Annotated in this window: 17 protein-coding genes; 13 read left to right on the top strand and 4 right to left on the bottom strand. The window is 45.5% G+C overall.

Translation table 11 applies throughout. The annotated features are described in order from the left end of the window. The first annotated feature begins 795 nt into the window (after positions 1–795). Entirely contained in the window at positions 796–2,106 is a 1,311-nt protein-coding gene (gene brnQ, locus ACF8CV_RS00625) for a branched-chain amino acid transport system II carrier protein (RefSeq protein ID WP_042765982.1), read from the top strand. A gap of 103 nt (positions 2,107–2,209) precedes the next feature. Beyond that, the gene (locus ACF8CV_RS00620) at positions 2,210–3,418 is read left to right on the top strand and encodes a GGDEF domain-containing protein (RefSeq protein ID WP_025504496.1); all 1,209 of its coding nucleotides are present in this window, start codon (positions 2,210–2,212) and stop codon (positions 3,416–3,418) included. Positions 3,419–3,454: 36 nt separating this feature from the next. Here ACF8CV_RS00620 and ACF8CV_RS00615 read toward each other — a convergent pair whose 3' ends face one another. Further along, positions 3,455–4,810, bottom strand: coding sequence for a sigma-54 dependent transcriptional regulator (locus ACF8CV_RS00615; protein WP_138938220.1), 1,356 nt, complete (start codon positions 4,808–4,810; stop codon positions 3,455–3,457). Between the two features lie 268 nt (positions 4,811–5,078). On the opposite strand from ACF8CV_RS00615, the gene ACF8CV_RS00610 reads away from it, so the two are divergent. The 3 genes from ACF8CV_RS00610 (at position 5,079) to ACF8CV_RS00600 (ending at position 10,060) form a co-directional block, all read left to right on the top strand. Continuing rightward, complete coding sequence (locus ACF8CV_RS00610) at positions 5,079–7,151, top strand: sensor histidine kinase (RefSeq protein ID WP_138938221.1); 2,073 nt, start codon at positions 5,079–5,081, stop codon at positions 7,149–7,151. Positions 7,152–7,360: 209 nt separating this feature from the next. Then, positions 7,361–8,488: a conjugal transfer protein TraF gene (locus ACF8CV_RS00605; protein ID WP_138938222.1), complete on the top strand. Its 1,128-nt coding sequence runs from the start codon at positions 7,361–7,363 to the stop codon at positions 8,486–8,488. 180 nt (positions 8,489–8,668) lie between these two features. Then, positions 8,669–10,060, top strand: a complete 1,392-nt coding sequence (locus tag ACF8CV_RS00600) for a glycoside hydrolase family 1 protein (protein WP_005497878.1) — start codon at positions 8,669–8,671, stop codon at positions 10,058–10,060. Between the two features lie 92 nt (positions 10,061–10,152). On the opposite strand, the gene ACF8CV_RS00595 is transcribed toward ACF8CV_RS00600, so the two are convergent. Beyond that, entirely contained in the window at positions 10,153–12,189 is a 2,037-nt protein-coding gene (locus ACF8CV_RS00595) for a PhoX family phosphatase (protein WP_138938223.1), read from the bottom strand. 357 nt (positions 12,190–12,546) lie between these two features. Between ACF8CV_RS00595 and ACF8CV_RS00590 the strand changes: the two genes are divergently transcribed. Next, positions 12,547–12,885, top strand: coding sequence for a YggL family protein (locus ACF8CV_RS00590; RefSeq protein ID WP_005459294.1), 339 nt, complete (start codon positions 12,547–12,549; stop codon positions 12,883–12,885). A gap of 615 nt (positions 12,886–13,500) precedes the next feature. On the opposite strand, the gene ACF8CV_RS00585 is transcribed toward ACF8CV_RS00590, so the two are convergent. After that, entirely contained in the window at positions 13,501–14,367 is an 867-nt protein-coding gene (locus ACF8CV_RS00585) for a helix-turn-helix domain-containing protein (protein ID WP_024701579.1), read from the bottom strand. Between the two features lie 168 nt (positions 14,368–14,535). On the opposite strand from ACF8CV_RS00585, the gene ACF8CV_RS00580 reads away from it, so the two are divergent. From ACF8CV_RS00580 to ACF8CV_RS00565, 4 genes are all read left to right on the top strand, one after another. Continuing rightward, on the top strand, positions 14,536–14,781 hold the full coding sequence (locus tag ACF8CV_RS00580; protein ID WP_005459280.1) for a hypothetical protein: 246 nt from the start codon (positions 14,536–14,538) through the stop codon (positions 14,779–14,781). A gap of 536 nt (positions 14,782–15,317) precedes the next feature. After that, on the top strand, positions 15,318–16,208 hold the full coding sequence (locus ACF8CV_RS00575) for a LysR family transcriptional regulator (RefSeq protein ID WP_005484243.1): 891 nt from the start codon (positions 15,318–15,320) through the stop codon (positions 16,206–16,208). A 457-nt stretch (positions 16,209–16,665) separates the two neighbouring features. Beyond that, on the top strand, positions 16,666–17,571 hold the full coding sequence (gene rimK, locus ACF8CV_RS00570; RefSeq protein ID WP_005459235.1) for a 30S ribosomal protein S6--L-glutamate ligase: 906 nt from the start codon (positions 16,666–16,668) through the stop codon (positions 17,569–17,571). Between the two features lie 65 nt (positions 17,572–17,636). After that, the gene (locus ACF8CV_RS00565) at positions 17,637–18,065 is read left to right on the top strand and encodes a RimK/LysX family protein (protein ID WP_005459284.1); all 429 of its coding nucleotides are present in this window, start codon (positions 17,637–17,639) and stop codon (positions 18,063–18,065) included. Between the two features lie 66 nt (positions 18,066–18,131). On the opposite strand, the gene ACF8CV_RS00560 is transcribed toward ACF8CV_RS00565, so the two are convergent. Beyond that, the gene (locus ACF8CV_RS00560; RefSeq protein ID WP_031856282.1) at positions 18,132–18,857 is read right to left on the bottom strand and encodes an MBL fold metallo-hydrolase; all 726 of its coding nucleotides are present in this window, start codon (positions 18,855–18,857) and stop codon (positions 18,132–18,134) included. Positions 18,858–19,176: 319 nt separating this feature from the next. Here ACF8CV_RS00560 and speA point away from each other — a divergent pair, with 319 nt between their 5' ends. The 3 genes from speA (at position 19,177) to emrD (ending at position 23,626) form a co-directional block, all read left to right on the top strand. Next, positions 19,177–21,087 (top strand): arginine decarboxylase, encoded by a 1,911-nt coding sequence (gene speA / locus ACF8CV_RS00555; RefSeq protein WP_021451067.1) that lies wholly within the window; start codon positions 19,177–19,179, stop codon positions 21,085–21,087. Between the two features lies 1 nt (position 21,088). After that, entirely contained in the window at positions 21,089–22,009 is a 921-nt protein-coding gene (speB, locus tag ACF8CV_RS00550) for an agmatinase (protein ID WP_005393578.1), read from the top strand. A gap of 411 nt (positions 22,010–22,420) precedes the next feature. Beyond that, on the top strand, positions 22,421–23,626 hold the full coding sequence (gene emrD, locus ACF8CV_RS00545) for a multidrug efflux MFS transporter EmrD (RefSeq protein ID WP_005459347.1): 1,206 nt from the start codon (positions 22,421–22,423) through the stop codon (positions 23,624–23,626). Positions 23,627–23,821 lie beyond the last annotated feature (195 nt).

Here is a 23,821-nt window from a genome sequence, read left to right as displayed (position 1 = left end):
TGCCAATTTTCAACTCATTGTTTTTATTTAATAAATATAATCTCCCAGCCAAAAATGAGCAAAAACTCGCTCATTTACCTGTAAAGCAATAAGCAAGATATTGCCGACGATAGAATGAGACTAAGCGGTACAACCTCGCAAAACGTTAATGAATTGTGATCGATACAAAAGATTTGCCCTTTTTAGCCATGAGCAAGTTTTTGCCGATAACAAACAAGCATTCAACTCTGTCGCGGAGTGTCCCAACGCAACATCTCTTAGCGAAATAGGTCTAAAAACGTATCGAGTTCATATCAAGTCGAGCACCACCATAAATTAGCGTTCACTTATTGAGCAATACAGCTTAGATAAAAACTCCAAATGATGAACAAAATTCCAACAAAAACGGTCATGTTAACGAACTGAAAAGTTATTTATTCCGATTTACAATTCAAATTCCAGTTTAAACAACCAACTTACAGATAAAGATTAACCATATCGACTTATTTTCTCCTTTGGGGTTGTGCCGATCCCCATAAGTTCGTTAGGGTAAATGAACACCAAGGCAAACGTATTCCTTGGTATTTTTTCGTCATTAAGGATCTCTCATGTCAGCAACTGCGCAATCACAATTCGCATTAAAACGCCCGTCCGGCGTTGCTGCAGCGATCCTCCTGCTCTCTCTGGAACTGATTCAGAGCTGACAGGCTACATCTAAAATTTCTGTCAGCTTGAGAAGAAGCTGACGGGAACAACCACATACTCTCTCCCATTCCTTTCAGTTTCTTCCAAGCGAAACGTGTAAGAGGAATAACAATGTTAAGCGCACGCAATATCGCCGCCTTAGGCTTTATGACTTTCGCCATGTATTTGGGCGCAGGTAACCTTATCTTCCCTCCATTTTTGGGTTACCAAGCGGGTGAAAACTTTTTGAGTGGAATGTCTGGATTCCTTTTAACTGGCGTGGGTCTACCTGCTTTAGCATTGGTAATGGTGGCGATCGTTAATGGCTCAGACAAGCTAACCGCTGCGCTACCAAAACCGCTAGCAACCAGTTTTTGGGTGATGGTCTTCATCGTCATCGGGCCAGCATTTGTGATTCCGCGAGCCATTACCGTCGCCTATCAATTTAGCTTCGCCCCAATCTTTGGTGAGGCGGCATTAGTGCCGTTTACGATTGCCTTTTGTGTAGCAACCATTTGGTTTGCACTTTACCCAGGAAAGTTGGTTGATAACTTAGGAAAAATCCTAACACCGGCGTTAATGGCGATTTTGATCATCATGTCTGTCACTGCCTTGATTTACCCAGCAGGTGAGTTGACACAAGCCAGTGGCCCATACGTGAGTGGTGCGTTTGCAGAAGGTCTGACGCAAGGGTACATGACGATGGATGCGTTGGGCTCAATTGGCTTTGGTTGGATCATTTTCCGTGCCATTCGCAGCATGGGAGTGGACTGCCCGAAAGCAACGGCGAAATACACTCTAATTGCAGCCTTAATGTACGCTGTCGCGATGGCGTTTGTTTACATTTCGTTGTCTTACATCGGTTCCACTAGCTCTTACTTAGGTTCAGAGTTTAGCAATGGTGGCGATATTTTAACGGCGTTCACCTTCAACCACTTTGGTGCGTTTGGCTCGGTGTTGTTGGGTGCAGTCATGGTATTGGCCTGTTTGACCACAGCGATTGGCGTAACAACCGCAGGCAGCGAGTTCTATGACAACACCTTTAGCAAAGTGAACTACAAAATCTGTGTCGTCATCACCATGGTACTGTCAGGCTTTATCGCCAACATCGGTTTAGAGCAGCTATTGGCAATCACTTTACCTGCGGTTGTGGCACTTCATCCTGTGGCGATTGCTTTGATGATGATGGCACCCGTTCGCAACAAAATGTCTCAGTTCATGTTGGTGCTTACCGCGTTCACCGCACTAGCATTTGGTTGTGTCGATGCTCTGCACATTTTGGGCTACATGCCAGAAGCCGTAGACCAATGGATGAGCCACAACATGCCTTTGTATAATGAGTTCGCGAGCTGGATTGTACCTAGTGTCATCATGGCAACGATCGGACTTTTGTTCACTAAAAAAGCAGAAGAAATCAAAGAATTCGAGCTGGTCAACGAATAGCCGCTTAACTTAAGACATCATTCTATAATTACGCTAACATACTGGACGTTTATTGATGACGGGCAAAGGAGTTGCCCGAGTAATGGTTCGCTGTGGAGCACATATGGAGAGTCACTATTTAGATATAAGAACCCTCAACTTTATTATCATTTTGTTTTCTTGTATCTATGCTATTAGCCTGCTTTGCTATCAATATACTCAGAGCAAAATTAAAGGATTAAAAACGTTCGCCATTTCTCTGTTGTTTATTGGCTTAGGCCCTTTTTTATTGGGATTTCGTGACTCAGCCCCAGATTGGCTGACGATCATTCTTTCCAATACCATCATTATCATCGGCTTTTTGCTCACGTTATATGGCGTCAGCATTTTCCGTAAATTCCCCCTCAAGTGCGCTCATGTACTCACGTTTCTGGTGCCGGTATTCAGTGGCCTTTTTTATTACTTCACCTTTTATTCGCCATCTATTCGTATCCGAATCATTTTTCTTAGTATCTATTTGAGCTTAGTCACCTTCTGCAGTGGTGTTGCGATGATCAAGGGAAAAAGAGACGATCTAAAACTGCCCGTTCAAGTGATGGCGTACGCCTTCTTTGGGTTTAGTGCTTTTATGGCGGGCAGAACCGTTTGGAGCATTTGGGCACCAGAAGTCACCAGTTTTATGAATGCAGGTATCATCCACCAGCTGACGTTTCTATTTAGTATCTGCCTCATTGTTGCTTTGAGCTTTAGTATGTTGTGGTTGATCAACGCAAGATTGGTGAAATCCATCAACGATCTTTCTCATTTGGATGCATTAACTGGGTTATACAATCGACGTGCAATGGAAGTCATTGTGCCTAACCTTGTGAATCAAGCACGCGAAAAAAATACGCCTATCAGCATCGTTATGACTGACGTGGACGATTTTAAAACCATTAATGACCAATACGGACACACCACTGGCGACTCAGTCATGGCAACCATCGCCACGATTTTTAAACAAACGTTACCAGAGTCAGCATGTACCGTTCGCTTTGGTGGTGACGAGTTTATGATTGTGTTGCTTGCCAATGCCGAAAACGCGAAAGCCTATGCCGAGTTAGTTCGCCGCAGCATTGAACGTGAGACGTCGCTGCTTGCTTTTAAAAACCAAGTCACGATGAGCTTCGGCATCAGCGAGCTAATGCCCAATGACAGCTTGCAAGATGCACTCACCCGAGCCGACGAAGCACTGTATTGTTCGAAGCATACCGGGCGAAATCAAGTCACGACATTCCAAGATGAAAGCGAGGTGGGTGGTAAGTTCATCCAAACACCGACCAAAAGCGCATAACAAAAAGGTAAAACGACATCGCTCCTATTATTCCATTCACGAATCGGTGTAATCGGAGCGATTCAGACCAAATTTTTGCATTTTCTGATTTAGGGTGCGGCGTGGTAAATCGAGCTCTTGCATCACTTCATTAATCCGTCCTTGGTGCCTCACTAAGGAATCATGCAACACTTTGCGCTCAAAGTTGTGCAGCTGAATCATCAACGGCACACCCGCTTGAGTTTCTTCCGTAGTTGACGACGGGCGGCTAGAAAGAATTTCCATCACAGAAACCGTATCATCCAGCGCGAAACGCATTGCGACGTTACGCAATTCGCGCACATTTCCTGGCCAAGCGTAAGAAAGCACGGCATTTCTGTCGGCATCACTCAACGGTCGACTGTCTGGATTGGTTTGCAATGCAAAGTGCTCAAACAGAATCAACGCGTCTTCTTCTCGCTCCCTAAGCGGCGGTAAGTAGATCTGTGCAACATTAAGTCGGTAATACAAATCTTGACGGAACTCTTCATGATCGTTGAGATCTTCTTTCGCGGCAGCGATCACTCGCAAATCCACATTGATCTGCTGGTTACCACCAACTCGCTCGACAGTATGTTCTTGCAATGAGCGCAGCACTTTCACTTGCATTGAAAGCGGCATACTCTCGATTTCATCAAAAAACAGCGTGCCTTTGTCGGCGTATTCGAGTTTGCCAATCCGTCGTTTACTTGCTCCGGTAAAAGCGCCGGGCTCGTGACCAAACAGCTCACTTTCGAACAGATTTTCGGGAATCGCGCCACAGTTTATTGGCACAAAACGATGTGATTTGCGTTGGCTTTCTTTATGCAGACTGGTGGCAACTAGCTCTTTGCCACAGCCCGTTTCACCATAAATAATGACGTTGGTATCAATACGCGCTAGCTTTGCAACTTGTTCACGCAATTGCTGCATGACTCGGCTTCGGCCAATCAGCACTTCCTCGAGCCCACTTACGCTCGCGAGATATTCTTGACGATCTTGCGTTGACATCTGCGCTCGATAAGTCTCGACCGCTTCCGTCACACGTTGCGAGAGTCGCTCTGGCTGAAATGGTTTCTCAATAAAGTCAAATGCGCCCTTTTGCAACGCACTCACTGCCATATCCACATCCCCATGTCCGGTGATCAGGATAACGGGCGTTTGGATATGATGGTCAATAAGGCTTTCTAAAATCGATAGGCCATCGCTATCAGGCAAGCGAACATCACTGACAACAGCATCAAAGTCTTGACTTAGTATCGCCGCCTTTCCAGCGTCACCGGTACTGAATGCCTCAACGTTAAATCCGGCCAGTTGCAGCCATTGGCTAGTTGCCTGACGAACAATGTCATCATCTTCAATAAGTGCGATGTTGGGGGTGCTTTCAAAAGCCATGAATTACTGCCTGTTTAAAACGTCTTTCGTAACGGTAGCAAAAACCAAGAGGGAGAAAAGGAGCTAGATCTCACTTCTTAATTACAACTCTTTAACATCCAATCAGTTAGGCGCACTCTGTCTCAATCTGGATAAGTAATCACTGTGAACCGCACAGGAAAAATCTAAATCGGCAAACCTGCATGTGGATTGGGTCATCAATCAGGACGAAGCAGAACTGAAAATCAATAACTTATCTTAAGAAAACGAGTACTTGGATGGAGTCGGTATGACGCTCAGCGGAAAAGGGAAAACATGGTTGCTTGTGATTTTTGCAAGCGCGATGGTGCTATTTTCTTACAGTGCTAGTCGTGAAATCGCCCACCAATTGCTCAGCGCACAAACGCAAACCGAAGCGCAACAAAAACTACTGGATTACATCGGCGAAGTCCGCCGAGCACTGAAACGCTTTTATCACCTGCCTTATTTAGTCACCAACAATCCCGAAACTATTGCGTTTGTGAAAGGCAATTTGACTTACTATGAACCGCTGCAAGCCCAGTTAACCCAACTCGACAAAGCCGCGAATACCGAAGGTTGGTTGATCCTCTCCACCTCTGGTGAAGTGTTGGTTTCCAGCCTCATCGATGAACGATTTAGCCGTTCAGATCGACGTGCCATTGTTGAACAGATTCATCGCCAAGGCGAAGGAGTCTCTCTGGTAAATAAAACCAAAGGTTCGAGCCCTCTGTATTATTTATCGGCACCGATTTTTGATGGCCTTAACATCGCGGGTATTGTCGTCGTACAAATTAACTTGAGCCTTCTGACGGAACAAACCATCACCAGCCAAGACATTATTACACTGCAAAACCGCCATCAGCGTTTCTTCCTGTCGAGCAGCACCACTTACAACGCGGACTGGTTCAATGAGCCAAACCATGCAGTAGATGAGGAAACACAAAAGCTCTACGACAACACCGTGATCCATTTTTGGACGCTGGATCAACAACGCTATTTTGCCCATACCGTTAAATTGGATGACCTCAATTGGTATGTCAGTTATCTCATCCCGACCAAGCCAGTTCAACAAGCCATTAATGTCATTGGTTGGAGTGTCGCTGCGTTGCTGTTATTGATCATTTTGTTGGCCATTATCGGTTTGCAACGGCACCAGAAAAACCAGAACCAGCAGCGTATTCAGGCTCTACTGGAGGAATCCCAAAGGCGACTTAAGCAGATGATCAACAAAACTCACGTTGGGTTGCTGTTGATCAATGAGCAAGGACAGCTATTCGATCTCAATCCAATGGCTAAGCGGCTGTTTTGCTTGCCAGAAAATGTCAATCGTCAAACTTTTGCTTGGGAGTTGTTTGATGCAGGTAATCCCAACTCAACCACGCTCACACTGCTCAGAGATCTACCAAAACATAAGGAGCTTGCAGAAATCAGTGCCGTTGAAACGATGGCAAGGCGAAGTGATGGGAGCGTTTTCCCGGTGCTGTTCTCATTAACGACTTTTCCTTGGCACGGAGATCTGTATTTTCTTGCCACTCTCATCGATATCAGTAAACGCAAAAAGGCTGAACAATCGCTACAACTCGTCAACCAAGAGCTAGCGCAGCGGGTAGAAGAGCGCACGCAAGCGCTACGTCAAGCTCAGGAGCAATTGATTGAATCGAGCAAGATGGCGGCGTTGGGCCGCATGTCGAGCGCGATTACCCACGAGTTGAATCAACCTCTTACCGGATTGCGCACCCTTCTCACCACCAACGAGTTATTGGCAGAACGCGGCGAAACCGCCATGATGAAAGCCAATAATGTGCTCGTGCAAAAGCTGATTGACCGCATGGCAAGCATGACGAGCCAGCTCAAAACGTTCGCGTACAACAAACCTGAAAAGCTACAAGCGCTGTCGTTAACCAGCGCGTTGGAAGAGACGCTGCGTGTCTATCAATCTCAGCTGGCGAATGTGGATGTTCGCGTTCGAATACCTAGCGATCTGCCGCAGATTCATGGGGAAGAACAACGCTTACAACAAGTGCTTGGCAACCTGATATCCAATGCGCTTGATGCCATGCAATCTAGGGATAAGCCCCAACTTTCAATCGTTGTAACACCAACTAACAGCCACGTTGAAGTGGTGGTCAGTGACAACGGTTGTGGCGTGGCACTAGAACAACTCGACACCATTTTCGAGCCATTTCAAACCAGCAAAAAAATCGGTGAGGGCTTGGGTTTAGGACTGTCAATCACCGCGAACAACATGCGAGACATGAATGGGCAAGTCACAGCACAACGCAATCCTGGTTCCGGTATGTCGTTCCTCTTGCGATTTCAGCTCGCCAATACGATTGATTGAGCCACATAAGAAACCACTTGCCTTTATCTTTATTCGTGCAAACCAATAACTCGTCCTCAGCTTTATAAAGCAGATTGCTTAACCTACGCTTAACATGATGAATAACCACCCTGCCATTCATCAATGGAATTGTTGGTTGTCGACATCCGCTTTGGCATCCAACCGTTAACTTATTACAAGTATTTACTTCAAGTAAGAATGGACGCGTTATGAGAAAAACAACTTTAGCAGTGACAAGTGCCCTTACTTTGTTGTCACTTCCTTCCTTTGCTGCGCCTTATGCAGCCGATGCTCGCAGTCACGGTATGGGAAATACTGGAGTGGTATCGGCAGATTATTTAACTGCTCCACTTCACAATCCTGCGCTTGGTGCACTTTATCGAGAAAATGATAATATTGGTCTACTGATCCCCGCCTTTGGCGTCAATATTCACGATGAAGATGACGCTCTTTCGACCGTCGATGATGTACAAGATTTGTATGACAGCATTCAGGGGCTACCCACTCCCGCAGACGAAGCTGCAATGAATCGACTGTTAGATCAGTTAGATAGCAGTATGCCGATCGTTATCAACGGTGGATTAACCTTTGCCATCGCGATACCAACACGTTTTATGTCAATGAACCTTTTTAGCGCTGGCTATGTGGAGATTCTTGCAGCACCTGATATTTCTGACGCCACCAACACCGCTGAGCGATACCTAAATTCGGCGGTTAATTTGGCGGCATTTGGCAGCGCAGAATATGGCGTCTCTCTATCAAGAACCTATACTCTTGGCGGACAAACCGTCGCCTTTGGCCTCACACCTAAATATCAACAACTCAAAACTTACACCCAACGTACAACGCTTGATGACTTTGATATTGAAGATTACGACAAAAGCGAAGTCTCAAAAAACGCCTTCAATATGGATGTTGGCATCGCTTGGTATCACGAAGCCTTTCGTGCAGGTTTGTCCGTTAAGGATGTCTTCAAGCAAGACATTAAAACCAAACTCGGTAGTTATACCTACGAACTCACTCCTCAAGCAACCGTTGGGATTGGCTACGTGAGTAACTACGTAGCACTGAGCTTAGACGCCGATCTAACCACGCAAAAGCGCTTTAAAGAACTTGATGATGACACTCAATTTGTGCGCATCGGTATCGAAGGCGACGCGTGGGGATGGGCACAACTTCGCGCAGGCTATGAAATAGATCTGGAGAATAACCTAGATAACTCCGTCACTGGTGGTATTGGGATCAGCCCATTTGATGTTGTTAGCCTTGACCTAGCAGGTTCTTACGCAGGCGATAATCAATTCGGAGCAGCGGCGAACTTAGCCTTCACTTTCTGATTCACCACCTGAATAGTTACGCCAACCAGATTAGCTTCGGTTGGCGTCTTTTCTAAAACCGAACAAATCGCCCTTCAGAAAGTCGATCTGGCTACAAGAATCGTGATGTGACCTGCACTATTCTCAAGCAAAGAAAAATCCAAGTAACTGCAATTTTCTAACGATAAAAGAGTGAGAAACATGATTAAGTTTCCAGATAATTTCCTTTGGGGTGGTGCCATTGCTGCAAACCAAGTAGAGGGGGCATACAACCTTGGGGGTAAAGGTTTATCAACATCAGATATGTTGCCAAACGGCATTCTGAGCCCGCATCAAACGCGTGAAGAACGAACACCAGGTATCAAAGATCTTGCGATCGATTTCTACAATCGCTATCCAGAAGATATTGCTCTATTTAAAGAGATGGGATTCACCTGCCTGCGCTTGTCCATCGCTTGGAGTCGTATTTTTCCTAATGGCGATGAACTGGAGCCAAACGAAGAAGGACTGGCGTTTTACGACAAAATTTTTGATGAGCTAGCCAAACACGACATGCAACCATTTGTGACGCTTTCTCATTACGAGATGCCTTACGCCTTGGTTGAGAATTATGGTGGTTGGGGCGATCGTCGAGTGATCGAGTTTTTCGAGCGTTACGCTAAAACCGTGTTAGAACGCTACAAAGATAAGGTCAAACTGTGGCTTACCTTCAACGAAATCAACATGTCTCTGCATGCACCATTTACTGGGGTTGGTTTGCCAGAAGACGCAACAGAGCAACAGATTTACCAAGCGATTCACCATCAATTGGTGGCGAATGCTAAAGCAGTGAAGCTGTGCCAGGAAATTGTACCGAATGGCAAAATCGGCAACATGTTACTGGGTGCCATGAACTACCCATACACTTGTAACCCTGATGATGTGTTAGCCGCCATGCATGAAAACAACAAGTGGTTGTTCTTCGGTGACGTGCAAACTCGTGGTCAGTACCCTGGCTATATGAAGCGCTACTTCCGTGAAAATGGCATCGAAATTCAGATGCAAGACGGCGATTTAGAAGACATCGCCTCGGCCAGTGTCGACTTTATCTCCTTTAGCTACTACGCCAGTGGCTGTGCGAGCGCAGATCCGAAACAGAAGGAAGTCGGCAATATTGTTGAGAGCGTGCCAAATCCATATTTGGAAAAGAGCCAATGGGGCTGGTTGATCGATCCCAAAGGTCTGCGTATTTTGCTGAACTTCTTGCACGATCGCTACCAAAAGCCGCTCTTTATCGTGGAAAATGGTTTGGGAGCGAGAGATGAATTTGACGAAAATGGCGAAATTCAAGATGACTACCGCATAGCCTACCTCAACGATCACCTAGTGCAAGCGCACGAAGCCATTCTTGATGGCGTGGAATTAATGGGTTTCACCAGTTGGGGGCCGATTGATTTAGTAGCCAACTCAACGGCAGAAATGAGCAAGCGTTACGGATATATCTACGTTGATCGTCACGATGATGGACAAGGCACTTTAGAACGTAAACGCAAAAAGAGCTTCTACTGGTATCAGGATGTGATTCGTACCGCAGGTGGTTCGTTAAAACGCTAACGCACATATGTGAATGACAGCGAAACACAAGCCTAAACATCAAGCCCTGCAATTGCAGGGCTTGAGTTTTAAGGTCTTAATACACGATGAGATTAAACCGCTATTTCGCCACCATCTTCACGACGAATCACAACAGTTGCAGCACGAGGACGAACTGTAGTTCCAGCCGGAGTTTCTTGCGCGGCATCATCACTGTATGGCCAGTTACCAGGGTGTTGAATGTTTACAAATAGCGATTTGTAATCTGGGCTAATGGTAAAGCCTGTCACTTCACAACCGTTTGGACCAACAAAGAAGCGTTTCAGCTCTGCTTGGTTGTCTGCACCGATCACTGCTTGATCGCCATTTTCATTCGTGAGTTTAGATGGTACAACCGCCAGCATTTGGTCGTTGGTGTAAGACGTGACTTCATCTGCGCCGTTATCAGTTTGAATCCAAAGAATACCGCGACCATCAAATGCCAAGCCATCTGGACTTGCAAACTGGTTAAACTCATTCAAGCCAGAACGGTTTATGTCTGCATCACCATTTGCAGGCGAACCAAAAACAAAGATATCCCAAGTAAAGTCTGTCGCAGAAGTGCCTTCATCCCAACGAATAACGTGACCAAACTTGTTGTTTAAGCGCGGATTTGCTGGATTCGTTTCGTCTGTGCGGCGCGTGTTATTGGTTAGCGTGAGGTATACAGAGCCTGTGAACGGGTCAACCGAACACCATTCAGGACGATCCATTGGCGTTGCGCCAACAAGGTCAGCCGCGCCAGCCGTATTAATGATAATTTCCGCTAACGAGTTAAAATGATCAGCAAGCGTGCCACCAGATGTCGTCACACTATCAAGCGTTAGTGGCAACCAAGTACCTGTGCTGTCTTCATTGAAACGCGCAACGTAAAGTGTGCCTTCGTCCATGTACTTGTCGCCCGTCGCCAAGCGATTCGCAGGATTTGCATCAGCAGGATCCCAAGCCGCTGCAGACTCGAACTTGTAAAGGTATTCAAAACGAGAATCATGACCTGAGTAAAATACTACGGGTTTGCCTGCTTCTAGCTTACCGAAAGCACAACCTTCGTGGCGGAAACGACCAAGCGCGGTACGCTTTTTCGCACGAGAGTTTTGGGTATATGGGTCAATTTCTACAATGTAGCCATGGCCGTTCGCTTCGTTACGGTAATCGTCTGCAGAGCTGGTGCCTGTTGGTGCAACATTAAAACGCGTAAACTCATCTAAACGCTCTTCTGAGTTACCTGCCAATGTTTCCCACAAGTAACGCGTGCTCTTATCATCCACACCAATACGATCTTGTTCTTCTGTACGAGTCCCCGCATTAACGAAGTAGCCAGGCCAGTTCTCTTCACACGTGAGGTAAGTACCCCACGGCGTATAGCCGTTGCCACAGTTGTTTAACGTACCACGAGCTTGGCTGCCATCAGGCGAAAAACGCGTCACAGTAAGCGCCGTGTGAGCGACTGGGCCAGATAAATCCATCACTGTCGCACCAGTGTATCGGCGGTTAAGCGGATCGGTATCCACCAATTTCCACATATTGTCTTCTAGCTGAATACGAACAACGGAAACGCCGTGAGCGTTAATCTCTTTGCGAACTTCATCAACTATAGTGCGAACGCCATTCGCAACTGTTGGACCGTTTGGATGCAGTGCTGATGTATCAATGTATTCATGGTTGATGCAAAGCAGGCCGTCGGTCGTACTGTCATTTAATGGGAAAAAGTGCATGCCATCATGGTGCATGCCCAACGCGTTAAGTTGGTCTGAGCTGGTATTGCTGCCATCATTTTTCCACGCGCTGCCTTGAGCATTCAGCGGTGTACCCCAAGGTACCAGTACCTGAGCGGTATAACCCTGTGGAATAGAAACGGCATCAGTCAACGAGCCAGGAATTGAGTCAAAGTTAAGTACCGCTTTCGAAACGCCAGAACCGTTACTTGCCGACGTGCCAGAGCTCGAAGAGTTACAGCCTGCCAATCCAAAAGCACCAAACGCAGTCATTGCGCTGATACCAAGGCCACCTTTTAAGATGCTACGACGAGATAGACTCGCTTCTAGTACTTCTTCAAAAGGCTTGTTATCGCTTTGGTTATAACGCGTTGCGTCGAAGGTTTCCTTGCTCATTTTTACTTTCCCGATCTTATAGTTAGTGAATAAATTGTTGAACGGCAAGAAGTTTGGAGAAGAAAAATGACAGAAATGCTCAATCTATATGAAACTTGTATTTCAATGATGTGATCACTCAATAAACGAGACACGGCAACTCCGTATCCCTATCGACTCTTCATATATTCCTCCTCTCTCACTTCCCACAGCGAGCAATGCAACACTCCAGAGCTCAAAAATCGTGCACAACGCCAACCTACCCTTAGGTTTGATTACATAATCGCCAACTGTATCGCTTCATTCTGATTTTTCTTGGGCTAAAGTCTGATAGAAGGTATAAGGTGTACGTACTCAAATCATCTACGAGAGAGAATCATGAAATTAGACAAAATCGATAACAAGAACCGTCGTATCCGTAAAAAGCTGTTCTTAGGTGAGTTCGCAATCCTAGGTTTCGAAATCAGCTGTGAAACAGACATCAACGACTTCGACCGTTACGATGCATTCGTTGATGACTTTATCGACTACATTGATACTCTAGGTCTATGCTTTGGCGGCGGCGGTCTGGAGCTATTTGAAGGCTTCCTATGTTCTACAGAACGTTACGGTAGCGCGACAGAAGAGCAAAAAGCACAAGTCGTTGCTTGGTTAGAAGCTCGTCCAGAAGTGAAAAGCGCGAAAGCTGGCGACTTGCTTGACGCAAACTACCTGTAATAGCAGGCAAGCAAATACGTTAGAGAAAGCTGGTCTTCGGACTGGCTTTTTTTATGGGTGATGAAACTGAATTTAAAATTAGATTTGAAGTGTTGGTGGTGTTTGGAGCTGGCAATGCGTAGAGAACGTTTGAATTCTATTGCCAGCTCAAGGACTTCGAGTATGGTTAACTATGATTTCTTAGCTGTTGCTTCTTTCGTATCTTTCCAGTACTGGATGCGAACACGATGTAGCTGAGCTCTTCTCATTTTTTTCATAGTAATCTCCCTCATCTTCTATAAGTAACGCTCTTTATGAGCTTATTGTCTAAGGTTTTTTATCCCCTTCAATCTATAAGGGAACCAATTATTTAACCGTGACTCATTTCACAACATAATGATAAAAACGGTTCTATTGCAGCCATTTTTGACACCTAAAACCGATTATTACCTTCCTGACACGGTCAAATTACTCACGAGATATGACAGAAAAATGGCAATCAAGTTCCCTAAATTAACTGTCATTGAATCTTAATAATGGTTCCTGAAAAACTTTGCAAGTAATATACCAATTGCACATCACTTTCCGTCGAGTAACTCTTTTCACGTTCTTACTAGCAGTTGCATACCATTCCCATTAAGGCTGAATTCGCTGCTGATAATGCTGGCGGTAGTCGCGTGGTGTTAGTCCTTTGTACGTTTTGAAGTGGCGATTAAACAGGGCTTGATTACGATATCCGACTCGCTCAAACACAATCCCAATCGGCAACGACGTAGATTGCAGCAAATCTGCGGCATGATTGATCCGCAATTTCATTAGACGTTGGCTAAACGGCTCTTTAAAGTGCTTTTGAAACAATCTTGTGACCGCACTTTCACTCAGCGATAAGTAGTTCGCCAAGTCTGCGAGCGTCACCTTAGTTGCAAAGTGTTGTTCGAGATACGCGTTAACACTTGCCACGCGCTCTCTTTCCTGTTGCTCGTGTTCACTCATCGATAAGTACGAGTGAGTCATCAGTGTTTTTGCTCCTTCATCGTGAGCAATCAGAGACAAAACATGGAGAAATCTCGATAGTTGCTCCATTGCAGGAAACGTCATGAGCTCATGCAGAAGATCCACAACGTGCTGAGCTGTCCGTTCAGAAAACACCACACCTTTATTGGCCGCCTTTAAAAGCGGGTCAAGCTTTCTAAGCTCTGCGCAATAGAACATCAAATTGGCAATCCACTCACGCTTAAACCAAATCACATGAGTCTCGCACTTGCTTTCGACCAATGTGGAGTGAATTGAATGAGGCACACCAGGCGCGATCAATAGCATTTGGTTGTGAGTCACTTCTAATTCGTGATGACCAATATGCAAACTGCCAGTGAAGTGTCGATGGATGACCAACTCAAACACATCATCGTGAAAATGGAGGTCGTACTCTTTCTCTACCTCATCAATGCGACGATAGCGCCAAGAAAAACCTGGTCTCTGCGGTACTTTTTCGATGTGCGCCATTGGCTACTCCACAAGATAGTATTGTTTCACGCTCAAATAATATCAGTATTGCCGACATAATCTTCATCACGCCGAAATAGTATTGATATTAAACGGCATACTATCAACTTGGTGTTGTCCCTCTCCTTATTCTTGCCTTGTAAAGACAAGCTAACTAAGGAAGCTTTTATGAGCCACTTCACTATCAAGCTACGCCAAATCTTGCACAAGACACGCGATGAATGGGCAAAATTCGCTATCAGAGAAATGGAAATCCCACCTAACACCATCGCCAAATTTTATGGTTACAAATCGAGTTGTGATCTTGAGCAAATTCTTAAACAGGATAAAAACGACGCCAATTCGGATATTTGCTCGACACCTTGTGCGAGATCTCTCACAAGCGATGTAAGCAAAACGACCATTTTTGACTAAGATAAAATCAGAAAATGTATATAACCAATTGAAAATTAAAACTTATAGTATTTTTCATAATATTCGCTGCCAAAGTTTTTTTACCTAGCTGATTGAGAGTAATCAGCAAAACATCAATACTGATTGTGTCGACAGGATGTTGGCGGGAACAGGAAAAAAGCCTAATGGACTAGGTATCTTCAGGATGAAGATTTGGTAGCTTAGGATGAGTTATCAGCAAGGATGTAGTTAAGCTCTAGGATAGAGTTCGCCCGTCAGGATGATAGGCAAGAATGGACACCGCTAGGAAGGCGATGAACAAGGAACTCGGTTAAAGGACTTAGCCACAATCAAGGATAGATGCAGGGAGCACCTATTAGTAGCTGGATTGCTGCGAAAGAGAATAAGCCCCGTCTGGGAAACCAGGCGGGGTTTTATTTTGTTTGCTATTTACCATTCGCGAACCACCCCAATTCACTTCAGCCAATTTATTTCGGGCAGTGCCATGCTATTATTTTCTCAACGTCTCTTAGCAAGCTCACAGCACATCACGCACTATGCTTAATCCCGTTTGGTTACACACGTTTAAGACTCTGGTCGAAGTCGGCCACTTTACGCAAACCGCAGAAAAGCTCTACATGACTCAACCCGGTGTTAGCCAACACATCAAGAAGTTAGAGCAAAGTTGTCAGCATGCCTTGATCAAACGTGAGAACAAAAGTTTCGAGCTCACCGAACAAGGTCGTATGGTTTACGCCTATGCGCTGGAGCTAGAGGAGCGCGAAAAAAGCTTACTAGAAGAACTCAGCTTTGATGATGCCTATTCTGGCCATTGTAAACTCGCTTGTTCCGGTGCGTTGGCCCTCATGCTTTACGGCCCTCTATTAGAGCAACAAACGCAACATCCTAGTTTGTCCATCCACTTAGAAGCCGCGCCAAACCAATCTATTCTTAATGGTATCTCTGAAGGCCGCATTGATATCGGCATCGTGACTGACGCTCCAAACAAAAGCCTCTTCCAAAGCGAACGAATCGGTCGAGAAGCGCTGTGCTTGATCCTTCCCCACGCATATAAAGCAGAGCCCTTAACGCCTGAGATCTTGCAAAAATGCGGTGTTATTGGCCATCCCGATGCCGAGCACTATATGACGTTGTTTTTTGACCAATGTGCAGAGCCACAATTAAAAGAGATAAAAATGAGTGACATGCCGCTTTCGGGCTTCGTCAATCAATTAAGCCAAATATTATTGCCAGTTAGCAAAGGATTGGGATTTACGGTGTTGCCTCAAAGTGCAGTAGAAAGCTTTCCAAATAGAGAAGAATTGCACGTCGCGCAGCTAAAACAAACCGTTTATGAAGATTTGTATTTAGTCAAAAAACGGGGGCGCACATTACCGCTGCGCTATACCACGATAAAAGAGGTGTTATCAGGCATCATTGGGAAATAAGCGTCTTTCGTAAAGAAAGTGGGGGTGCATTGGTTAAGACCACCTTTTGTATAAGTTTCGTAAAATTTATAGCGGCTAAAAAATCTTTTCTGCTGTGATTTTTGTTCCAACAACGCCAATATGCATGGCCTTGCGCAAGTAAATCCGGGCGTTTTTGCGCGAATTTCAAACTCAATGCCCATGATTTTTTCACTGGTTTTCTTCGCTAAACTATTGACACACAATCACTGTAAGGCGCGATAAATCGACAAATAATTTTTGTCGTAACGAATGCTTTTTTTCGTTTTAAACTTGTAACAAAAAAACCTAAGGTGCGCACCTCTGACGACGTGGTTGTTCAACCACACTTCTAAATCGTTGAAGTAAGTAGGTTATGTCATACCATGATCACCTGCCTACTACATTCTATACTCTATACTTATATTTTAATTTGGTACTGACTTACTAAGGAATTGCCATGCGTATTGCTATTCTCTCTCGTAATGAGAATTTATATTCAACCATGCGCCTAAAACAGGCGGGTGAAGAGCGTGGGCATCAAATCGATGTTATCGACACTCTACACTGTTATATGGACATTACGAGCAACAACCCTATGATCCGCTATAAGGGTGAAGAATTGCCGCAATACGATGCTGTTATTCCACGTATCGGTGCATCCATTACTTTCTACGGCACTGCTGTTGTGCGTCAGTTTGAAATGATGGGCACATTTTGTGTCAACGAATCTGTAGCGATCAGCCGCTCTCGTGACAAATTGCGTTCATTGCAATTGCTATCACGTAAAGGCATCGGTTTGCCGCGCACGGGCTTTGCTCACCACCCTGACAACATTCAGGACGTGATCAAAAACGTTGGTGGCGCACCTCTAGTCATTAAATTGCTAGAAGGTACTCAAGGCATCGGTGTTGTACTTGCTGAAACAAATAAAGCGGCAGAAAGTGTGATCGAAGCATTCATGGGTTTGAAAGCAAACATCATGGTGCAAGAGTTTATCGAAGAAGCAAAAGGCGCGGACATCCGCTGTTTTGTTGTCGGTAACAAAGTTATTGCTGCAATGAAGCGCCAAGCAAAAGAAGGCGAATTCCGTTCGAACCTTCACCGTGGTGGTTCTGCGCAACTCGTACGCTTAAGCAAAGAAGAACGCGCAACCGCTGTAAATGCAGCGAAAGTGATGGGCTTGAACCTTTGTGGTGTGGATATCCTTCAATCTAAAAATGGTCCAGTGGTGATGGAAGTGAACTCTTCACCTGGCCTAGAAGGCATCGAACTAGCAACAGGTAAAGACGTTGCTGGTATGATCTTCGATTTTATCGAGAAAAACGCTAAGCCAAATTCAAACCGTACTCGCGGTAAAGGTTGATTTTTGTTTAACGCACAAGAGAGCCAAAATCCGGCTCTCTTGTTACTCGTCGCTAGGATGACACTATGAATCAGAAAATGATCATTGGGAATGCCGAAGCTATTTGCTTGCCAGAGTTAGGGATTACTCACCTTGAAGCGCGTATTGATACGGGCGCACAAACATCTTCATTGCATGTAGATAACATTGATTGCTTTGAAAAAGATGGTCAGTCTTACGTTGCATTCGATCTACACCCGGATGTTTATCACTTAGAACAAGTGGTTCGCTGCACAGCGAAGCTAAAGGCAAACCGCAAGGTTAAGTCTTCGAACGGTACTTTTGAGCACCGCTGCGTCATCACCACGATGCTGCGCTTGGGCGACCAAGAATGGCCAATCGACATTACGCTGACTAACCGTGAAAAAATGACTTACATGATGTTGTTAGGTCGTCAGGGTATGGCAGACAAAGTGCTGGTAGACCCTAGCCAATCTCACTTATTGGCGTCTTAACCCCGTAGCTTCAGATGAGTGATCGAACGTTTTTGTTGAGCATCACTCGTCTGGCTTTGCCTTCGTCTACTTCCTACGAAATAGCGCAAACAACAATCCCCTCGCTTTAACTTTTGTCACTCGCCAATGGGTCATCGGCTTAGTCGGCGCAGTATGCAGAATGTGCTGATACGCTTTCTCATCAAAAGTCACCTCTCCCCCATGTGCCAAAAGCAAACATTGCGAATTCATTTCAAACACGCGCTTTAATGATTGGCGATATTGGTTTGGATGAAATATGGGAAACGGCGCAATAAGATGCTTCTTAACCTGCACCATCAAATCCGCCACATACAATACATCTTGTTCAGAATGATAAACCGACAGATCTCTATCGGTATGTCCTTGCGTTTCTAGTACCTGCCAATCATCAAACCCCGGAATACACTCACCATCGATGAGTTCGATATCGGGCTTTAGCTTGCGCGAATACCACAGGTTTCGCTTTGGTTTACGCATCCGGTTCGCCATCCAGCGCGCCAACATCAAATCGGTTAAATGCATTAACCAACCATCTACACCGTCATACCACTGGCTTTCTCGCTTTGCGGCTAACACTTTGCATCCAGTCAAATCACGCAGCTTGTGCGCGCCACCAGCGTGGTCTGGATGCATATGAGTCACAACGACCAACTTTAGGTCAGAAAAAGGGCGATGGAGTTGATGTTCAATAAAATCTTTAAGGTGAGGAATGTCTGCTCGACTTGCACCATCAAGCAACATTAATTTATCGGGATATTCGGCGAGATACATGGTCTGAATGTATCCCTGAATTCTGTGCAGCTGCAAAATATGTCCTTATTTGAATGAGATTTTTCATGACCGCTTCCTTGCTGGTCAGACCAACTATAACAGCAGAATCGACGCTCCGGTAAACAAATGTTCACACCCAACGACGACAACAAATCATAATCGAGATGATAGATTTTAATCATTAGACTCAGAGGCACTTTTATCCGTTAATGCGCGCACACGGAGTTCGTGTCAGGGTATGAGGTTAATACCTCATGATTTGCTTTTTTGTACTTTTCCTTCTAATTAAGGACTTAAGTACATTTTTGTGAGAATCGAGTTGGAAAAAGCAACTAAATTAGACCGCATCCGCGCGGACTACAACGTTCACTACTGGAGCCAAGGTTTCTACGGTATTGATGACCAAGGCGAGGTTTACGTATCACCTCGTAGTGATCGTGCACATCAAATCCCTTTCAGTGCCATTGTAAATGAGCTAGAAGCGCAGCAGTTAAATCTGCCTGTATTAGTGCGCTTCCCGCAAATCGTGCACCAACGTGTGCATGGAATTTGCCACGCTTTCAACCAAGCAATTGAAGAATACCAATATCCAAACAAATACCTGTTGGTGTACCCAATTAAAGTAAACCAACAACGTGAAGTGGTGGATGAAATTCTAGCTAGCCAAGCTCAACTAGAAACCAAACAGCTTGGTCTTGAAGCGGGTAGCAAGCCAGAATTGTTGGCAGTACTTGCATTGGCTCAACAAGGCAGCTCCGTGATCGTGTGTAACGGCTACAAAGACCGTGAGTATGTGCGTCTTGCACTGATCGGTGAAAAGCTAGGCCACAAAGTATTCATCGTACTAGAGAAGCTTTCTGAGCTGGATCTGGTGCTAGAAGAAGCGAAAAGCTTGGGCGTAAAACCGCGCCTTGGTTTGCGCATTCGCCTCGCCTCTCAAGGTGCAGGGAAATGGCAAGCAAGTGGCGGTGAAAAATCGAAGTTTGGTTTGTCTGCATCGCAAGTACTCAGCGTTATTGAACGTCTGAAACGCGAAGGCAGCCTAGATGCGATGCAATTGGTTCACTTCCACCTTGGCTCACAGATGGCAAACATCCGTGACGTACGTAATGGTGTGAACGAATCTGCTCGTTTCTACTGCGAACTACGCGCACTGGGTGCAAACATCGAATACTTCGATGTTGGCGGCGGTTTGGCAGTCGACTACGACGGCACACGCAGCCAATCATCGAACTCGATGAACTACGGCCTTGCAGAGTACGCGCGTAATATCGTCAACACAGTGGGCGATGTGTGTCAGCAATACGAACAACCAATGCCAGTGATCATTTCTGAATCCGGACGTTCACTGACAGCGCACCACGCTGTATTGATTTCGAACGTAATTGGTACCGAAACATACCAACCGGAAGAAGTGCATGAACTGGGCGTAGATGCACCACTTTTGCTACAAAACATGTGGCGAAACTGGGAAAACTTACAAGATGGTACAGACGCTCGTGCGTTAATTGAGATCTACAACGATACCCAAAGTGATTTGGCAGAGGTACACTCTCAATTCGCAACTGGCGTGCTTAACTTGGAGCAACGTGCGTGGGCAGAACAACTGTCACTGCGTATTTACTTCGAACTAAGCCGCAAGATGAGCACTAAGAATCGCTTCCACCGTCCGATTCTGGACGAGTTGAGCGAACGTCTTGCAGATAAGTTCTTCGTGAACTTTTCTCTCTTCCAATCTCTACCAGATGCTTGGGGTATTGATCAGGTGTTCCCTGTTCTGCCACTTTCTGGTCTTGGCGATGCGGAAGAGCGTCGTGCTGTGATGTTGGACATCACATGTGACTCTGATGGCGCGATCGATCACTACGTTGATGGTCAAGGCATCGAGAGCACGCTACCTGTACCAGCTTGGAGCAAAGACAAACCGTACCTAATGGGCTTTTTCCTAGTAGGCGCATACCAAGAAATCCTTGGTGATATGCACAACCTATTTGGTGATACCCACAGTGCAGTAGTCAATGTTGATGAACACGGTCAATTTGAGATCAGTTACATCAATGAAGGTGATAGTGTAGAAGACATGATGCGCTACGTTCATATCGACGTGGATGCGATTCGTGACAATTACAAACAATTGGTTTCCCAACGAGTTGAAGCCAATGAACAAGCACAAATCCTAGCAGAACTAGAACAAGGTCTAGCGGGATACACCTATTTAGAGGACTTCTGATATGAATGATTTGTTTACTAAAACCGATTATTCGCTTTACTCCAACTCTATGTCGTTTTTACGTCTACCGTATATTCGTAATCCGGTATCGGCAGACGCAGACGTTGTGGTGCTAGGGGTTCCTCTGGACATGGCTACATCTGGTCGTCCAGGCGCACGCATGGGTCCAGATGCAATTCGCCGTGCCTCAGTCAACTTGGCATGGGAAGGTAAGAAGTTCCCTTGGGACTTCAACGTATTGGATAAACTGAAAGTGATCGATGCGGGCGACCTTGTGTTCGATTGCGGTGATGCGGAAGATTTCACTTACCGTCTAGAGGCGGCAACCAGTGAAATTCTAAAAAGCGGCAAAACCATGTTGGGATTGGGCGGTGACCACTTCATCACACTGCCTATCCTACGTGCTTACGCAAAGCATCATGGTCAAATGGCTTTGATTCACTTTGACGCTCATACGGATACCTACGCAAATGGCAGTTCATACGACCACGGTACGATGTTCTACCATGCGCCAAAAGAAGGTTTGATCTCAGCGAAGAACTCAGTACAAATCGGTATTCGTACTGAGTACAAACAGCAAGATCACGGCTTCAATGTGATTAATGCGATGCAAGCGAATGACATGTCGGTGAACGAGATCTTAGAAGAGATTCGTCGCACCGTCGCAGACAAGCCAGTGTATGTTACTTTTGACATTGACTGCTTGGATCCAGCCTTTGCACCGGGAACAGGTACACCAGTTTGTGGTGGTTTGAACTCAGACAAAGCGCTGAAAATTATTCGTGGCTTAGCCGGCATGAATATCGTGGGTATGGATGTTGTAGAAGTATCGCCTCCATACGACCACAGTGATGTTACCGCACTAGCGGGAGCAACCATTGCGCTAGAAATGCTTTACGCATACGCATCTGGCCGCGAATAGACATAATCATTTCTAAGGGAGCTTCGGCTCCCTTTTTCTTTATCGCGGCTTGTTAAGCCTTTTCCTCACCTAAAATCGCTTTTTCCCACACTAAAGATTGGTACTTTCTCATCTACTGTTTTTATAAGTAGAACCAATGATCTAGCAATAACCATATGTCGAATCGACATAGAAACCTCCCCTGAATAGAGAGAATGGCATCATGCGTTTACCCCCACAAAATAAAGATTAGTTTTTCTAATCCAAATCATAGATTTTTATCTTGCTCAAGTTCACACTTTTAGATTGCTAATTGTATAGGCAAGCACTAATATCTCGCGCAAATAACCCCGTAACACCAGCAATAAATTGGCACTTCGACTTGGAGAGCTAAGGGTTTTTACGTCTTAAATTTTTTGGAGAGATACGCAAATGTCTGCCTCGTTTCCATTAGCGAAACTTACCTTTTTAATCGCAATATTGACTGCCGTGGGTCAAATGACCCAGACAATGTACGTGCCTTCAATCGGTCATATGGCGGGTGAGTTTTTGGTATCTGCGTCATCACTTCAAGCAGTGATGGCTTGTTACCTGATCCCATATGGCTTGTCTCAATTTGCGTACGGCACGCTATCAGACCGCTTAGGTCGTAAACCGATCATCATCGTCGGTCTACTTATCTACATCCTAGGTACTTTGGTGGCGCTATTTGCACACCAATTTGAGTGGTTCTTGGCTGGTAGCTTCATTCAAGGTTTGGGGATCGGTTGTGGCGGCGCGATGTCACGAACTCTAACTCGCGACTGCTTTGAAGGTGCTGAGCTGCATCGAGCAAACAGCTTGATCAGCATGTGCGTGATTTTCTCACCACTAATGGCACCAGTACTTGGCGGCTACCTAACAGAAGCATTTGGTTGGCGCTCTAGCTACCTATTTCTAGCCCTGTTCGGCATCGCGGTGGTGATTACCATGATGACCAGCATGATGGAGACTCTGCCAAAAGAGAAACGCAAGTTCGAACCAGTGGCAAAAAGCTACAAGCACGTTTTGTCTGACCGCCGCTTCCAAGGCTTTTTAATCTGCCTAGTTGCGACGTTTGCTGGCGTAGGTGTGTTCGAAGCAGCAGCTGGGGTATTACTAGGTGGTGTATTGGCATTACCAGCCACTACCGTAAGTTTGCTGTTTATCTTGCCGATCCCGGGCTACTTAGTGGGAGCAGGTTTGTCTAGCTATATCGCGCAGCGTCGCTCTGAGCGTCGTGCGTTAAATGTTGGCTTGGTGTCGATCTTTATCGGTTCAGCCGTCGTATTAATCCCAGGCTTGTTTGGCGTAACAACTGCACTGACGTTAATTGGTGGCGCAACTATTTATTTCCTAGGTGCGGGCATTCTGTTCCCTGCGGCAACAACAGGCGCAATTGCTCCGTTCCCTTACCACGCGGGGACAGCTGGTGCGACTCTGGGTGGTATGCAGAACTTGGGCGCCGGTATTGCAACCTTGCTTGCATCGCTATTCCCAGCGCATAACCAAATGCCGCTTGGTGTTTTGATGATGGCAATGTCAATTGTCGCGATGCTTGGTCTATTGTGGGTACACAGAGCGCACGATCACTCAAACGAAATGCCACAAGTCATTTAACCGACATTTCAATCTGACCAACGCATTGAAAAGGGACGCACGAAATAGTGTGTCCCTTTTTTCATATCACACTCCGTCTATTTATTGATGAGAATGATTTAACTTTAGAAGTGATATTTGTTAAAAATAACAGTTGCTTACACAATGCGTTTTCAAGCCAACAGGTCACAACAATGAGCCGTTCAGAAATGGTGA

This window comes from Vibrio sp. zbq_1 (assembly GCF_043102935.1).
Taxonomy (GTDB): domain Bacteria; phylum Pseudomonadota; class Gammaproteobacteria; order Enterobacterales; family Vibrionaceae; genus Vibrio; species Vibrio parahaemolyticus.
This window is presented reverse-complemented; position numbering and strand designations above follow the sequence as displayed.